Here is a 15215-nt window from a genome sequence, read left to right as displayed (position 1 = left end):
ATTCACCAAAATTTTAAAAAACAAAAGTATGACAACTGATTTCAAAAAACAAGTACAAGAAAAACTAGCCCTTTTTATCAATCAAAAGGGAAGCCAAAACAAAGCCGCTAATTCATTAAATGATGTTTCTGCCGCTTTGCTTTCTCAAATTATGAATAACAACTGGGAAAGTATCTCAGATAAAATGTGGAGAACGGTTGCATCACAAATAGGACACAGTTCTAAAGAATGGGTTTTTGTTGAAACAACTGACTTTAAAATCATTTCAAAGTTCTTGACAGATGCACAACAAAACGCCAATGTTTTTGCCATGACCGGTGATGCAGGTTCCGGTAAGTCTAAGAGCTTTGACCTTTACGTGTCTGACAATAAAAACGCCTATTTATTGAGCTGTGCTGAGTACTGGAACCGTAAAGAGTTCCTGGTGCAACTTCTAACTTCAATGGGTGTTGATTATAGCGGTTTTACGGTTGCCGAAATGATGAACGAAATCGTAAAGAAACTGAAATCACAACAAAACCCGCTTATCATTTTGGATGAAGCGGACAAGCTTCCGGACACCGTGCTTTACTTCTTTATCACTTTATATAATAGACTGGAAGACCACTGCGGAATCATTCTTTGTGCAACAGATCACCTTTCAAAAAGAATAAGCAAGGGAATCAAACTCAACCGCAAAGGATACAAAGAAATCAACTCTCGTATCGGTCGAAAGTTCATAGAGCTTAAAGGAGTTAACTACAATGATGTTACCCAAATATGCATTGCAAACGGAGTAGAAAGCACAAAGGATATCAAGGAAATATTCAACGATTCAGAATGTGACCTAAGAAGAGTAAAACGAAAAATTCACGCTGTAAAAAACAGAGTTTAATGGCAGTAAAAAGAGCCGTTTCGGTTGACGAAATAACAAAAAAGAAGTTCAAAGAATTAGACTTACCGCCCGAATTTAAAAAGTTGTTAGGGACACCAGAATGCTCAGGGATTTGGATTATATGGGGTGAGAGCTTTAACGGTAAAACGGGTTTCAGTCTTCAATTAGCAAAAGCCCTAACGCTATCAGGAAAAGTTTTTTACAATACACTGGAAGAGGGCGCACGAAAGTCCATGCAAAATGCCATCGTAGCCCAGAACATGCAGGAAGTGAAAACCAGATTTACAATAGGCAACCGGGAAGGAATAGACGACTTGAAAGAGCGACTGAGGCGCAAGAAATCGCCAGACATTATTTTCATTGATTCATTGCAGTACACCGGACTCAATAAAAAGGAGTACAAACTTCTAAAGGAGGAGTTTCATAATAAGTTGTTCATTTTCATAAGCCATGCAGATGGTAAGAACCCGGAGGGATCACTTGCCAAGTTTGTGAAATATGATGCTGATGTCAAAATCAGAGTTGAAGGTTACCGGGCGATGTGTTTAAGTCGCCTTGGAGGAGATAAGGAACCCTATACCATTTGGGAGCAAGGAGCCGCCCAATTTGATTTAAAAATAAAATAGCCATGAGTACAAAAACAACAACCACCGCTCAAAAATTACAAATGACTGCTGAGGATTACGAAAACATGATTTTTGGATCATACGCAAGATGGTGCGAAAGCGTAACCATTAACGCTAGAGAATTTCAAAAAGTAATAGCAAACTCGGCAGTCAATAAATGGTATTTAATGGAATATGCAAAATGTGAGGAAAAGTTTGCCACCATGACACAGCGCTATGATGATAACATTCCAGTAAAGGATTATCAAACTTTTTATAACGACTGTACGTATGGCATGTTCAACATACGCCCAACAGCACTACTGCAGGAAATCAAAAAAACAAGAGCGGTGAGTTACCTCAAAGTTCACGGTGTAAAAATCCCAAGTCTAACATTCAATCAAAATTAACAATGACCCCACAGCATCGAAAAAATAAAATAGCAGAGCTAGAGCAATGGTTAAGAGACAATCCCAACCACGCCAACCGGATAATAATAGAAACGGATTTGCGCAAGCTAAAAGAACAACAACTAGGTAGAACCTACGAGCGTGACACCTTCGACATTAGAAACCATAATTTCCACAGCAAATGAGTAACGAAGACATATATCAACGATTAGAAGATTTACATAACGTACTCGTGTATTGCTCGGATTTGCAAAAACAAGGTCGCATTCATGTATTCAAAGTTGGGGAGCGCATCTGCATCAATCAAGAGCGTGGCGCACTGCTATCGCAATTAAGCCACGCCAACAACGAAACATTTAGCCACGAAGTCAGGGAGTATAAAATACCGGTTGCAATTGAGGCAAAAATCAAGTTTACCATCGAAAAAATACAGGCCACCGGATGGGCCGGTTTTTCCTCCGATATAATTTTAAAATAAATGGAAATCAATAATATAACATTAAAAGAAGCAATAATTATGAGTACAGCAACAATGGAAGCACCAAATTCAATCGCCAATGCAGGACAATTAGCAGCGTTTTCTGCGAAACAATTAAAAGAAGCTTTGGCAAAATTAGAGGCCAAAAAAGAAGATGACCGCAACGCTTACAAAGAACTTGTGGAGCAAACGGTACCGAAAGCCATTTTTAAACTATGCTTAGCCTCAGAAACATTATCGAATGCCAAAACAGAAGCGTTTCAGTACTTCGAAAATATCCTAAAACTTAAAGCGGAGGTTTACGGAATCAAAGAAAAACAGCAGTCCCACACGTTCTCCTTTGAAGGTGGCGAAGTGCAAATAGGCTACCGAATTACGGACGGTTGGGACGATACGGTAAACGCCGGTATTGCTAAAGTAGAAAAATACATTAGCTCGCTTGCAAAAGATACCGAAACCGCTGCTTTGGTTGATATGGTTTTTAACCTTTTGAAAAAAGACGCTAAAGGAAATCTGAAAGGCAGTCGAGTTTTAGAGCTGCAAAAATTAACTGCCAAATTCAGTGATGAAGAGTTTACCGATGGTGTTGACATCATAAGTAAATCATACAAGCCAGTGCGCTCCGTTTGGTTCGTTGAAGCGGCACTGATTGACGAAAACAAAAACAAAACGCCAATCCCTTTGTCCATGTCGGCGGTTGATTTTTCTAAAGGCTACAAGTTTGAGTTTTACAACGAAGTAATTGCAGAAACCAATGCACCAGAGTAATTCAGTAACGGCACTATTAGCAATCCTGCTAATAGTGCTCAACGGGAAAGCCATCGTTGAATATGTGTTATGGCTTCGATTTAAGATAAGAACCACCTTTAAACAATATGAAAACAGAAATAACCATAACGCCAATAATTGACCACGAAAGCTACGATTTGAACGGCCACGTGATTTATAAAGACAGTCTAGGAAACTGGTCTTGTAAAGCGGATTTGACCGCAAGGCAACATCAAGCTTTTCGGAATTATGAAAAGCTAATCATTAAAAACAAGAGGTTCAAAAAACACACAAAAGCAACTTATAAAGGATAAAAAAATGCAAAAAGAGATCGAAAAACATCAGGAAAAAATAGCCAAAATAGTTGGCGTATTTAAGGGAGGCTCATCTGTAGAAGATGGCAAGATTACAACTGGATTTACACATAATTTCAATTTAAAGCATAAGCAGTTGAGAAAACTAATGAAACTAGGAAAGGTAAATATGAAGCGCTCAGGTGCCGGAATTAGAATTACAATCGTTTCACAAAATTTTTCAGGTTAGTTAATTCGGTTTCCCGAGTGTCTTGGAGAATAAAAGCTAGCTGAAAGGGACAATAGGCTTTTTTAAATATTGATGCAGCCCGCCACCCGTTATGTCAAGGCACCATCAAAAGCAGGTTCGAATCCTGCCTCGGGAGCAAATTTAAAACAACAAAAAAATGAAAAAAGTAATAATTACTATCACAGCCACCATTTTATTATTAGGCTGTAAAAAATCAAACGTTGAGCTCGAAATTGAGCAATATGATTTGAGAAAGGCAAAACTCGGCTATTTAAAAGACTTAATGGACGTGAAGAAAGATTTAGATTATGATGAGCGGACTAGAATGATTGACTCACTCATTACAGAAGAAAAAACAAGAATAGATAATGACAGCAACTAAAGCATACGTGTACGAGGGACAGGGTTCCGCAATAGACGACTACAACGCACCCAAAAAGCAACTGCAAACCATTGTACAAGGTGGCAGAGGCCACGGCAAAAGCAACTGGGGTTTATTCGATAAAAATAACCAACAGCACAAAACAATCCTCTCACTACTCCGTCAAGCGCAATGGGTGGTACCCAATGGCAAATGGGGCGAAGTTCCAGACATCAACAGACTGAGCGATTTTCTTAAGAGTGATAAATCACCGGTTAAAATGCCATTAAAAGATATGAAACCGGAAGAGGTTTCGAAAATAATTGAAGCTTTCAAAGGCATCGTAAAATCAAAATATAAATAATGAAAAAGTTTTTAAACTCAATATTCTACAGCACTCAAAAAAAGTTAAACGGCGGTAAAAGATGCTGCCCAAATGAAACAACATGGAGATAATCAATAACCCTGTCGCATGGTTCTTTTTAGTTATAGTCTTACTAGGAGTTTTTATGTTGGGTAGGCTTTTAGGACAACCAGAACCAAAGAAAAAAAAGTGGACATCAAAGTATCCAAAATGTGACTGCTCCGATGTTAACCAGTGCACAAAATATTGCCATGCTAAATACTGCTTTTCAAAAGACTTTGCAGATGGAAAAGTATAGCATCACGGTCATTTGTCCTCATGACATCGCCGAAATAAAAGTACTAGAAAGTATAGCCACCTGCGAAAAAACAGTACTAATTTGCACTGAATGTGGCGATGAATTAGAAAAACCTAAAACGGACTGCGCATGAAAATAGCTAAAGTAATAACCGAATGTAACGAGTGTGAATTCTGCGTTATCGCAGATAACCGCCGAGAAAGCAAAAGCAGTTTTGCAATATGTATGTTTCCTGATGCTCCTCATTTTTTGATTGCCCAAAGTCAAACAGGGGATATTTCACAACACACACTAACAATACCTGATAACTGTCCGCTTGAGGATTATAAACCTACTGGAAAAGATGTATAAAATAGATCTAAAACTTATACCTACACACATTTTGGCACTGGCAACTGCCTTAGACTATTTAACAAATGTATATGGGAATTCTCGAAGTCAGAGAATAGTGCAAAGTGTTATGAATATAGTAATGACAAGAATTCATAAAAAACGGATTGAAATTCAAAACAGTTCAAATCTGTTTAGTCAAAAGAAAAAACTAAAAGTGTCATTAGAATACTTTGAGGCATCATATTTAGAGATTTATATGGGGATGATACTTGAAAACCCTATCACATTCCAACTGAGTGAATACGATAGAAACGCACTACTTTCTATTGTAAATGAGTTAAACCAAAAATTAGCCTAATGAGTTGGCCAAGAGACTTAAAGAACCGCCCAAATTATATTATTATAGATGATGTAGAAGAGGACAATCAAAAGACACCGGCGCAAATCGAAAAACTTAAAAAAAATCATTTGTTATTTATTGAACTGTATTTTCCACGTTACTCACAAAAATCAATATCAAACTTTCACAACCGACTTAAATCAAAAATTCGTATGAATAAAACAATCTACATCGCCGGGAAAGTAACCGGACTACCCGCAGAACCAACCGCACTCAAATTCAAAGAAGCACAGGACGAACTCGAGTCAAAAGGCTTTGATGTCATAAACCCAATTGAACTCATAGATAACCCAAAAGAAGACTGGGACGTGGCAATGAACAAATGCCTTGAAGCTTTGGAGTTTTGCGACGCTATTTATATGCTGCCGTGCTACACGGACAGCAAAGGCGCAATGATAGAACATAGAAAGGCTACCAAGTTAGGAATACAAATTTACTACGAACTGGAAACAATTATTTAATGGAGCAACTAACCACCTACCGAGCCAAAGGAAAAGAAATAGGATTAATATTCCTGTTTAAATACGATTTAAACGGCAATTTAAAGCTATTTGAAATCTGTGAGGGACAATTGAATGACGGACAAATGAAATGGTTGTTTTCTGCCAATTTTCCTGCCAACGAAAGTATTATTCAAAGCGTCTGGATGAAACAAGAAAAATACACCAAAGTATTTATAATTGAAAAGTCAGTAGCGGATTTATCCTTTGATGCAGGATGGTTACTCTACAACCACAAGCTCGCAAAGCAAGACGCTGAAAAGTCATTTAAAAAGATGAATGAACCCGAGAAAATTAAATTTTTTCTCTCCCTTGCTCCATACGAACGCTATTTGAAATCAAGCGGAATTGCAAAGTGTCACATGGCCACCTATATCAATAAACGATATTACGAGAACGAATACCCTGAAGCGGTACAAACAAAGAATTTTAACCCAATGCTCGCAGATTTAGCAAAACGCAAAACCGATAGAAGAACTTAAAGAAAAAAGCATAAAGAATAAAAAATATTGATAACAATTGTTTTTAAGTTGAAATAATTTATACATTTGTCATGCAAAAATACTCAGTAAGGAGCAATCCTTTACAATTCTTTAATTAACAATAAGCGACAGCCTCGCCACGATGTCCCTGCGGAAACTACGGGAAATCTATCCTTACGGGTATTTTTGCACATCTAAAGCGAGGCTTTCGTGTATCTAATATTTTCGATTATGCAAAAAGAAAATGTAAGACCAGTTCAGTCTATAAATGAGCCAACCGAAGTGATGACTTTCAATTTTAGTGAAAGTAAATCCGAAATTAGAAATGTGTTTGTAAATGGTGAACCTCATTTTATAGGTTCTGATGTTGCTAAAGCATTGGGTTACAAAAGACCATCTGATACAATCAGGCAACAATGTAGGTATGCTGTAAAATATAGTATACCGCATCCACAATCTAAAGAGAAACAATTAGAAGTATTGGTAATTCCCGAAAGTGATGTGTATCGCCTGATAATGAGTTCTACTTTACCCAGTGCACAAAAATTCGAGCGTTGGGTAATGGAGGAAGTTTTGCCAAGCATTCGCAAAAAAGGATTTTACGGAACCACTAAAAAACCAACTGATTTCATTGACGCCCGTGACGTTCCTTACACGCAGGTTCTTTTCAATGAAACTCCCGTACGCACGATTACACTCAAAGAGATTCCTTATTATTCTCTCAACGATTATCACGCTGCCATCAAGTCCAGAACTGGAGCCAATCAAGCCGCCAAGAAATTAAACAAAGTACAGCCTTTGGCCGTTAAAATATGGTTGTTTGGCAACACGCATCCTGCGTGGTTCACTACTTTACAAGGACTTCAACTTATCGCCTCCGGTTCTCGTGTATTCAATTCGTCTAATCAATTAGTATTATCATTATGAGAGCTACTAAATACTTCCGCAATAGTACTGATATGGCCGTTTTTGCTCAAGCATTTTGCAAGGAGCATAAAGACCATTGGATGATAAGAACCACGCTACGTTGTGACCACATCATCAACGAAAACCGCAAAGCAATTGTATTGGTAAATAAAGAAACCGTTGTACAACGACTTATTACTTGTAGAACGTGCAATGTTCACGGCAATAGCCTAGAACTGCACGCAAGAGCCGCACTAAACGAAGTTGAACCACCAAAAGAAAACTAAGATGAGAGCACAAATAGGATTTAAAGTAACTGACAATAAATTGGCGGTTATTACTCCAGAGCAAGAAATGGAGAATAAATTTGGCAAACCTCAAGAGCTTACTTTTGAGGAGGTATTAGAACTGAAAGGATATGAGCAAGGGCTACAATTACTTAAAGATTATTTTTGTAAATACAGTTACCCGTTGCTCAATGGAGAGCAAAGAGATGCGTTCTTTATGGATAAATTACGTAAAACTAGAGAGCGCTTTTTTGAGCCTATATAAACATAATGAAAGAAAACCGCTCATATTGGGCGGTTTTTACTATTTTTAACAATAACTTAAACAATGAAATCATGAAAAAAGTATTAATATTAGTAGCCTTATTAATTGTATCTATCGTACAAGCTCAGGATTACGCCTATATAACTTCTTTGAATAAAATAGCTAACGATAAAGAAGCTATAAAAATAGCGGAAGAAATCGCCTCACTGCAAACTAAAAAAGTGCGATTGTTGAAAGCTCAAGAGTTTGCGGAAGAGCGCCAGTTATTAGTTAGATTCGTACCCGCAGAAATGACAAATGACCAATACGATGCATTAGATCAATATGAGCAAACCGAATTTTTAACCGTAACTTTTCGCATTGATTACGTTGGTGAAAATAAAGATTTAGAAATACAGGGTGTCAAAACCTATAAATTCAAACAGATAAAAGGAACTTACCTGCAAATATTCCCTGTTTGGAAAAAGTATTACCGACCAGAGGTGGAACTAGAGCCAACGCTCACAGATTACAAAAATCAAAAATTTATTGACTTCCCTAAAAAATTGGACTTTTATATTCAAGAAGACATGGATAGATGGATTTTATTAAATCAATCTAGATCATAAAATCAAAAACCCACTTATTAGTGGGTTTTTTTATGCTTATAAGTTTCAATTTTAAACTATAAAACATCGTTTGCTTATAATATGTAAGTTAATTATATTTGTAACATGGCAAGAGATATTGAACTTCAAAATCAAAAGAAACAAGAAATCGTAGCTTATTACAATAAGTTGAGTTCTGTTATGGAGTTTGGTGTGAAAAAATATACAATTGCCTATTGTACTGCTGCAGCTGCGCAAAAATTCTTTTTACGCCCAAAAACGATTGAGACTTATATTTATCGTTAAATTTGAATATCGCCGTATAAATTACTTTGATTCCCTACCGGCGGAACTTCCTCCCTAATTACTTCCATTTCCATTTGCTCAAACTTCAAGTTTTCATATAACACACTTGCAGAATCGTCTGTCATGATTAACTCATACCGTTGAACGTACAAAATACCCGCTCCGCCCGTTTCTACGGGGTTAAAACCAGTACGGCGCATATTGCTGTAGTAATTGCCAAAAGTGGCGTGAAAACATGCGTTTATCTTAGTCAGTAAATCAAGAAAATCAAGGGCCTTTTGTTGCTTCTTGCTTCCTTTTGCTGTATCAGCAAATGTTTCATAAAATAAATACACATCAACTTGCAAACGCAGTTCTTGTATTTTTTCTCCTTGGTCCTCTGCAGATAAAACTCGGTACCCAAAAAATACTGCAGGTGATTTAAACGGATGCTCATCCGCCATAAAGGAAACTTGCTCACTCCATAAATCGCTATGCTTTATTTCCGGTACATTATCGGTAACTCTAGTTTGGTGCTCTAGGTATAAATTTTTTAAATCTTTCATATTTAAATAGGGTTTAACTGGCTTTGAATCGTTGTACAATCATTTTTTTAAACTTGGCATCAATCAGATTATTGAAGTAAACGGACTCACCCATGAATTGTCTTTTTGGGATATTCACAGTAAAACGCGTTTTCTTTGTCAAAGCCATTCCTTTGTATTTAGCCTGTCCGGTTTCTTTGTATTTGTACCAAAAAAACTTTCTCATTTTTGCCGTTACCGGAATGTTGATCGTGCCACCTTCATTGTGAATTTTTGCATATTTAGAATCTGAACTGGCAACCACACGTTTAGTGCTGCTACTTGATATTTTTACAGAATCCCGCAAAGCTCCAGTTTTAGTAAGTATTGCTCGGCCGCTATCGTTATCATTTTTCCGACCTTCCCACGGCACAATTGAACTGTCAAGGAAACCTTGTTTTTCAAAATTACCCATCACAAAGTTGATCATCTCAACTTCTGCAATAGTCTGGGCGTCAATAATTAATTGCTTGCCAATTTGTTGAAAATTTGGGATTTTGTCTAACATGTTGAATATTTATATATCTTTGTACTATAACATGAGGGCGCGGATCAGTAATGATGCAAGCCCTCTCCCTTTTTTACAGCATTGCCTCTAATGCTTTGTACTCTTTTTTTAGTATATTATCTCTCGTTAATTCCACGGCCTTACCATTTCGAATAAAGAAAACACGATCAATGTTTTTGCCTCTTGTAGCACTGAACTTATTACTCAATTGCTTTGTGATATCGGCTAGTTTTACTTTCTTCAGGTTATCTAAATTGAACACTACTGAATAGTGATTTTTACCAATACCCATTTGTGTTTTAGCCGCATCAAAACCATTTGTAATGCCTTTCACGGATTGGATGCTTTTTAAGTCTGAATTCAAACCATTGATTTCATATTCGGGGTTTTTACGGTCTTTTATAAACTCGCTGTGCGCTTTTATTTTGACACTAACACCCAATTCATCTACCAGTGTTTTTGCGTATTTATGATTGACTTCAATATCATAAGGATCTGCCCAGGTGGAAACTTCAAGCTTGGCTTTTTTATTAGTGTGTACTAAATTATAATCCGGTTCTGCGAGCTTCAAGTTCTCAAAGCTTGCCTTGATTTTCTTAGCATCGGCAGCAGGAAATATAAAGTAAGGATGTTCCTCTTCGTTAAATGTCATGTTGCTTTTGCCTACGTGTCCATGAAAGCCGGGCGTAGGTTCACCGGTTGCGGTTCCGGGTGTGGCCGGTTCATTTGTTTGAGTAACATAGCATCGACAACGCCACCCGTTTGGCGGGTACCATTTGTCCCAAAATGCATCATCGATAGGTTTAATTACATCGTGGAGCTGTCTATGCTCTTCACGAACTCGGTTGTCTTTTACCGTTTTGTATTTTAGGTTTGGATATAAAACTTTTTGATCGTTTATTTTTTGCCACTTCTCGGCCATTGCACCAGAACGATTTGCCGTTACAAACTCATTTTCGAGATATTGAACGTTGTACTCCTGGTTCACTTTTAAAGCTTCTTTTTTGAAGTCTGGAAACGATTTATTATTACCTAAAAAGTAATTTATTTTAGCAAGTTCCTGAAAGGTTTTCGCACCCGAAAAGCGATACAAGTTTTGCTTGAGCTGTAACTTGCTTTTGGCATTGGCAGTATAATCAACAAAGTTATCTCCGTAACCGGTTTTCATGGATCCTTTCAGGTCCCCTAAAATGGTAGTCAATAAATCTCCGTTTAGATCTGATGGTTTTAATTTTCCATCATGCAATTGCTTGGCGATAGTCTCAATTAGTTTAGTATAATTAGTAAGTTCTACCGCCTCATAAACACCGTGGTCATGGTCGCATACGTGACCATAAAATGCTACAGTCTCGTTCTGTAAAAAGCTACTGGCTGTAACTTTTGAGACTTTTTTTTTTGAGTTCTTTCAAGCGTTGCTAATTGAGTGTTTGGCTCTTGTTTTAATCCAATAATCGGAATGCCTGTTTTGTCAGTGATAAATTTAGTGTCCACCTCAAAACCTGCAGTAGATAGTTTACCCACCATTTCCACAATTTCTGCAGGTGTCATTTCTTTGGAATCGTCCCAATCGAAAGTGTAGTTTTTTAGCACTCCATAAACCGGGCTAATCAATTGCAAACGCCAAAGCAACTCCGCATTGATTAAATCCTTAATATCGGTTTTGTCGGCATCATGACGGTCATCAGACACATCCTGCATTACTTTCAAACTGCCATACGTTCCTTTGGCATTGGCATCGGTGGTACCATCTTGACCAAGTATTCTTTTGGTCATTTCAGAGTTCATGCGATCAATTAACTTATCGAATATCTCGTAAGAACTGGCACCAGAGGAATTCATTACCTCAATTTTCTCATTGCCTTTCAATACTGCCCAATGGTTACTTACCATATTAGCCATCATGTCTGCCAATTCATTCTCACGGCTTTCGCTATAACTGTCCGTTGTTACCCAACGTGGTGGAATGCCGTATTTCTCCACAAATTCTGCCCATGAAGCTTTGGCAAACTTCTTGGTCAAAGCATCGGGAGCAACATCTTTCAGTATTCCTAAATCCTTGTTTTTACCAATTTGGATATAATACGGTTTCAAAGGATCCTCTTTGTAAGAGTAGCCGGTTTCGTCACCGTTTTCTTTTACAATTAATCCTTTAAGCGGTAATATGTTTTCTTGCTCAATAGCATTTACATTATCAAGTCCCATTGTTTCCGGATTCAAGTCCCAAAGCTCCACAACCGTTGTACCTCTAAACTTAGCCATGATAGCATGGTAAATAAAAGAGTTAAACCACGGTTGCTCAAACAATTTACTAATTTCTGCATCGGATTTCCCTGAGGCATCAACGAGCTTAAACTTAGATTGCTTTATTTTCAAAACACGGCTTTCAATCACTGACGCCAAATGACTGTCTAATAAAATGCTGTCGCAAAGCTCAATGTAGGGCTTGCGATTCGCATTTTCGGCCAGTTGTGCCAAGGTCAAAGCATCCTTCCATTTCTTGATGGTTTGCACGCTTAGCGACTTGCTTTTTGGTAAGATGATATTGGATGGTCTGTTTTCGTAGGTTTTACCCACTTTTGCTCCTTGTGCCATAAATTATAAATAAAGGTCTTCGTTTTTACTATTGCCCCAAAGGACTTGTTTGCGCTCCACGGCTTTCAATGGAAGCTCCGGGCTTTCTATTCCATCCCTAACATCATTGAGCCATTTAATCGCCCAATTGTAGTTGTCTTTAAAATCCGTTGGAATCTTTCGAGCGGCGTTTCTTTTCACTACAAAATAATTAACCAAAGCGGTTAACACCTGTTTAACTATGGGTTTGTCCTCATAATCAGATTCAGAAAATACCACGGCAGTATCAAACCGGCTTCGCAGTTTACTTTTAATAAAAGCAATTTGTTGTAGCTCAATATTGTCCAGTGCGACCAAATCCTCCTGAACACTATCATCAATGTAGTTTTCAAAAAGTTGTGTTTTTAAGTCGTCTTCAGTTAAAAAAGATAGTGCCATTAATATACGTGTTTGCGTTCAACTCTTCCTGCCATTGGTCTACCCGGTGGCTTAGGTGGAATCCATTTTGATAAAAAAGTTATACATTGTTCGTCTGCATCCGGTGCATCATCGTGACCAGTGTAACCGGGTTCTATACCTAACAATAGCGCATTACCAACTATCGTATCGTTATGCGATTTCATTTTTTCATTATACCAAACCCTGTTATTTTGGTAGAAACTATACATGGAAATGATTCGAGCTTCTTTTTTTCCTTTCGGAATATTTACTTGAGTTAATCTTAAATCAATGCTTTTTTCCTCCTCTACTTTTTCAATTTCCTCCTTAACAGCATCATTCCAAAACTGGGACTCAAATCGCCAAAGTATTTTTGTGCCCTCTGGCAGCCATTTTTGATAATCTGCCATAAACTCAACAGCGGGCTTCATTTTTGATTTTTTCACATAACTCGTGATGTAGTAAAACTGTTTTTCTTTTAACCCCCAAATACGAACCGCATTATAATCGGCTTTTGGTTTGCCGGAATAGGCAATATCCCAATGCCCTACAATACATTCAAAGTGATCTATTCTGGGTAAAGCAGTCCATTGTATATCATCATTTGCCCAATATTTCCCCTCTGTATGTGGCTCCTGATTGTACTCCGATTGAGCCGCTAATATGTCATCGTCCTCAATTTCCTTATAGTAGTTCTTATCATACTTTTGATGCCAACGTGGTCTATGTGTAACGGAGTCGTACGCCTTGACATGATGAACCCGCCATTTTGGGTGCCTTTCTTGTAGCTTCTTTTGAATCATTATAGGTGCAAATGCATTATTTGCCTGCATAAATCTTCTTGTTTCACCATCCATAGTAGGAATCAATGAGCGCTCAATCCAAGTTACAAGTGTGTCCTGATTCTTTTCGTTACTGATGGTTTCCTTACTTTCAATATCATCCACACAAATGTAGTTTGGACGCAAAGGACCAACTCTTAAACCCCTACAGTTTTGCCCAATTCCTAAAGCTTGACCAATGAATTTACCATCTTTAGTTTGCCATAATTTTTCATCCCAACCTCCAAACTTTTTTTGCTCTCCAAAATCGGCAATGATTTGAGTATTATTTTCAAATTCAAGCCTTAAATCTTCCAGTAATTGAGTGGCTTTACTTGCGTTGGTTCCAATGATAACCATGTACACCTTTTCATCATTTAGCCAAAGCCAAAACGGCAATAAGGTATTGCACACAACGGACTTAGCCAACCCACGACCCCATTCACAAAAGCCTCGAAAGTTTTTATCTTTCTTAACCCATTTTGCGTATTCTATATGGAAATCGGGAGTTTCAAACGTAGCATAATGCGGAAAGTACCTTTGAACCATAAAAGGAAAATCTTTCTTTGCCCTTTCTATAGCGGCTTTTCTTTCCTCTTTTGATTCGTTTGGATTTCCTTTACCGTCAGATGCACGAATGAGTTTTATCTTCGCGAGTATCCTTTCCTTAGCTATTTTGTCAGCTACTTTCATTAGTCTGCGTCTAGAACTTTGTTTTCGACCGTGTGATTTATTTTGTTTGTATTAAAGTCATAAAAAAGACCCGTTATCACTTTTACGCGATACCGTTTTCCGTACAATTTTTTTTCTTTAATGATTTGCCCTATGTGAAATCCACACCCTTTTTTTAGAAGATGTGCACCAATTTGTAATTGCCATTCTTTGACTGAGGCTCTATTGAGCAATAAGTTTAATATGAGTTTAAACATAATTTAATTAGTATTTAAGGGCTAGTTCGTTTGTATGATTTTCAAAAAATTCTAGTAACACCAAATGATGTTTTGGTTCAATTTTAGCAATCATGTCGCTCATAATTAAATCCATTACATTGATATAAGTGTTGTACGGAATCCGGTGTTCTTTTTCAAAGCCGTCTTTGGTTTTGTTGAGTTTGGCAATAGCATCTACAAGCTTTGTTTTCTGGTCCTGTTTAGCTTCGGGATCGTTTTCCATTTCGACCAACTTCTCAGCATACGCATCAATCAGGTTATTGATATTCAACAAACCATTTTGAGCAGAACCCAGTAACGCATTCCTGCGTTCTTTCCACTTGAATTTCTCAACCCAATCGCCTACGGTTTTTTCACTGACTCCAACTAATTGGGCAATGTCCTTGGCAGTTCTTTTGCCCTTGATGTATAAATCCTCTGCGAGCTTTTGCTCTCTAATTTTTGCCATTGATGCTCTGATTATCTCACAAAATTGCATAATCATTAGGTAATCAACGGCGGTCAATTTCTAATATCGGGAATGCGCTCCTAGTCAACAGGAGTACACTCCTTATGATAGAATTATGATTTTTTTACCCTCTCTTTTTACCCAAATTT

28 protein-coding genes are annotated in these 15215 nt (G+C 37.6%); 20 read left to right on the top strand and 8 right to left on the bottom strand.

All coding sequences use genetic code 11. The features are described 5' to 3' along the window. The first annotated feature begins 28 nt into the window (after nt 1–28). From EKL97_RS10645 to EKL97_RS10555, 20 genes are all read left to right on the top strand, one after another. Nucleotides 29–874, top strand: coding sequence for an ATP-binding protein (locus tag EKL97_RS10645; protein ID WP_126568837.1), 846 nt, complete (start codon nt 29–31; stop codon nt 872–874). Further along, entirely contained in the window at nt 874–1500 is a 627-nt protein-coding gene (locus tag EKL97_RS10640) for a hypothetical protein (RefSeq protein WP_126568836.1), read from the top strand. The genes EKL97_RS10645 and EKL97_RS10640 overlap by 1 nt, the downstream gene beginning before the upstream one ends. A 2-nt stretch (nt 1501–1502) precedes the next feature. After that, the gene (locus tag EKL97_RS10635) at nt 1503–1889 is read left to right on the top strand and encodes a hypothetical protein (protein WP_126568835.1); all 387 of its coding nucleotides are present in this window, start codon (nt 1503–1505) and stop codon (nt 1887–1889) included. Between the two features lie 2 nt (nt 1890–1891). Next, nucleotides 1892–2074: a hypothetical protein gene (locus tag EKL97_RS10630; RefSeq protein ID WP_126568834.1), complete on the top strand. Its 183-nt coding sequence runs from the start codon at nt 1892–1894 to the stop codon at nt 2072–2074. After that, nucleotides 2071–2367, top strand: a complete 297-nt coding sequence (locus EKL97_RS10625) for a hypothetical protein (RefSeq protein WP_126568833.1) — start codon at nt 2071–2073, stop codon at nt 2365–2367. Before EKL97_RS10630 ends, EKL97_RS10625 begins: the two co-directional genes overlap by 4 nt. Next, nucleotides 2368–3135 carry a DUF3164 family protein gene (locus tag EKL97_RS10620; protein ID WP_233588574.1) on the top strand — a complete coding sequence of 256 codons (768 nt, stop codon included), beginning with the start codon at nt 2368–2370 and terminating at the stop codon, nt 3133–3135. It begins immediately after the preceding gene. A gap of 107 nt (nt 3136–3242) precedes the next feature. Further along, nucleotides 3243–3449, top strand: coding sequence for a hypothetical protein (locus EKL97_RS10615; RefSeq protein WP_126568832.1), 207 nt, complete (start codon nt 3243–3245; stop codon nt 3447–3449). 4 nt (nt 3450–3453) lie between these two features. Further along, nucleotides 3454–3678: a hypothetical protein gene (locus EKL97_RS10610; protein ID WP_126568831.1), complete on the top strand. Its 225-nt coding sequence runs from the start codon at nt 3454–3456 to the stop codon at nt 3676–3678. Nucleotides 3679–3835: 157 nt separating this feature from the next. Continuing rightward, complete coding sequence (locus tag EKL97_RS10605) at nt 3836–4060, top strand: hypothetical protein (protein WP_126568830.1); 225 nt, start codon at nt 3836–3838, stop codon at nt 4058–4060. Beyond that, the gene (locus tag EKL97_RS10600; RefSeq protein WP_126568829.1) at nt 4047–4403 is read left to right on the top strand and encodes a hypothetical protein; all 357 of its coding nucleotides are present in this window, start codon (nt 4047–4049) and stop codon (nt 4401–4403) included. The genes EKL97_RS10605 and EKL97_RS10600 overlap by 14 nt, the downstream gene beginning before the upstream one ends. A 284-nt stretch (nt 4404–4687) precedes the next feature. Beyond that, complete coding sequence (locus tag EKL97_RS15585) at nt 4688–4834, top strand: hypothetical protein (RefSeq protein WP_158614928.1); 147 nt, start codon at nt 4688–4690, stop codon at nt 4832–4834. Beyond that, nucleotides 4831–5052 (top strand): hypothetical protein, encoded by a 222-nt coding sequence (locus EKL97_RS10595; RefSeq protein ID WP_126568828.1) that lies wholly within the window; start codon nt 4831–4833, stop codon nt 5050–5052. Before EKL97_RS15585 ends, EKL97_RS10595 begins: the two co-directional genes overlap by 4 nt. Nucleotides 5053–5161: 109 nt before the next feature. Next, nucleotides 5162–5392, top strand: coding sequence for a hypothetical protein (locus EKL97_RS10590; RefSeq protein WP_126568827.1), 231 nt, complete (start codon nt 5162–5164; stop codon nt 5390–5392). Beyond that, nucleotides 5392–5895 (top strand): DUF4406 domain-containing protein, encoded by a 504-nt coding sequence (locus EKL97_RS10585; RefSeq protein WP_126568826.1) that lies wholly within the window; start codon nt 5392–5394, stop codon nt 5893–5895. The genes EKL97_RS10590 and EKL97_RS10585 overlap by 1 nt, the downstream gene beginning before the upstream one ends. Next, the gene (locus tag EKL97_RS10580) at nt 5895–6416 is read left to right on the top strand and encodes a hypothetical protein (RefSeq protein WP_126568825.1); all 522 of its coding nucleotides are present in this window, start codon (nt 5895–5897) and stop codon (nt 6414–6416) included. Before EKL97_RS10585 ends, EKL97_RS10580 begins: the two co-directional genes overlap by 1 nt. A 231-nt stretch (nt 6417–6647) precedes the next feature. After that, the gene (locus tag EKL97_RS10575) at nt 6648–7343 is read left to right on the top strand and encodes a Bro-N domain-containing protein (protein WP_199742836.1); all 696 of its coding nucleotides are present in this window, start codon (nt 6648–6650) and stop codon (nt 7341–7343) included. Then, the gene (locus tag EKL97_RS10570) at nt 7340–7609 is read left to right on the top strand and encodes a hypothetical protein (protein WP_126568824.1); all 270 of its coding nucleotides are present in this window, start codon (nt 7340–7342) and stop codon (nt 7607–7609) included. Before EKL97_RS10575 ends, EKL97_RS10570 begins: the two co-directional genes overlap by 4 nt. 1 nt (nt 7610) lies before the next feature. Next, on the top strand, nt 7611–7874 hold the full coding sequence (locus EKL97_RS10565) for a hypothetical protein (RefSeq protein ID WP_126568823.1): 264 nt from the start codon (nt 7611–7613) through the stop codon (nt 7872–7874). 71 nt (nt 7875–7945) lie between these two features. Continuing rightward, entirely contained in the window at nt 7946–8482 is a 537-nt protein-coding gene (locus EKL97_RS10560; RefSeq protein WP_126568822.1) for a hypothetical protein, read from the top strand. A 105-nt stretch (nt 8483–8587) separates the two neighbouring features. Then, nucleotides 8588–8767, top strand: a complete 180-nt coding sequence (locus tag EKL97_RS10555) for a hypothetical protein (RefSeq protein WP_126568821.1) — start codon at nt 8588–8590, stop codon at nt 8765–8767. On the opposite strand, the gene EKL97_RS10550 is transcribed toward EKL97_RS10555, so the two are convergent. The 8 genes from EKL97_RS10550 to EKL97_RS10515 form a co-directional block, all read right to left on the bottom strand. Further along, entirely contained in the window at nt 8764–9312 is a 549-nt protein-coding gene (locus EKL97_RS10550) for a hypothetical protein (protein ID WP_126568820.1), read from the bottom strand. The genes EKL97_RS10555 and EKL97_RS10550 overlap by 4 nt on opposite strands. A gap of 13 nt (nt 9313–9325) precedes the next feature. After that, nucleotides 9326–9838 (bottom strand): phage virion morphogenesis protein, encoded by a 513-nt coding sequence (locus tag EKL97_RS10545; protein ID WP_126568819.1) that lies wholly within the window; start codon nt 9836–9838, stop codon nt 9326–9328. Between the two features lie 73 nt (nt 9839–9911). Beyond that, nucleotides 9912–11039, bottom strand: coding sequence for a phage minor head protein (locus tag EKL97_RS10540; RefSeq protein ID WP_126568818.1), 1128 nt, complete (start codon nt 11037–11039; stop codon nt 9912–9914). A gap of 140 nt (nt 11040–11179) precedes the next feature. After that, a complete protein-coding gene (locus tag EKL97_RS10535) occupies nt 11180–12430 on the bottom strand; it encodes a DUF935 family protein (RefSeq protein WP_126568817.1) in 1251 nt (416 codons plus the stop codon). Between the two features lie 3 nt (nt 12431–12433). Continuing rightward, on the bottom strand, nt 12434–12847 hold the full coding sequence (locus EKL97_RS10530) for a DUF1320 family protein (RefSeq protein ID WP_126568816.1): 414 nt from the start codon (nt 12845–12847) through the stop codon (nt 12434–12436). Beyond that, the gene (locus EKL97_RS10525) at nt 12847–14361 is read right to left on the bottom strand and encodes a hypothetical protein (protein WP_126568815.1); all 1515 of its coding nucleotides are present in this window, start codon (nt 14359–14361) and stop codon (nt 12847–12849) included. The genes EKL97_RS10530 and EKL97_RS10525 overlap by 1 nt, the downstream gene beginning before the upstream one ends. Next, on the bottom strand, nt 14361–14597 hold the full coding sequence (locus tag EKL97_RS10520; RefSeq protein WP_126568814.1) for a hypothetical protein: 237 nt from the start codon (nt 14595–14597) through the stop codon (nt 14361–14363). The genes EKL97_RS10525 and EKL97_RS10520 overlap by 1 nt, the downstream gene beginning before the upstream one ends. A gap of 7 nt (nt 14598–14604) precedes the next feature. Continuing rightward, nucleotides 14605–15066 (bottom strand): terminase gpP N-terminus-related DNA-binding protein, encoded by a 462-nt coding sequence (locus tag EKL97_RS10515; protein ID WP_158614927.1) that lies wholly within the window; start codon nt 15064–15066, stop codon nt 14605–14607. Between the last annotated feature and the right edge of the window lie 149 nt (nt 15067–15215).

The sequence above is a fragment of the Flavobacterium sp. LS1P28 genome, from assembly GCF_003970335.1.
Taxonomy (GTDB): Bacteria; Bacteroidota; Bacteroidia; order Flavobacteriales; family Flavobacteriaceae; genus Flavobacterium.
The sequence above is the reverse complement of the archived record's forward strand: the minus strand, read 5'-3'. Positions and strand labels throughout refer to the sequence as shown.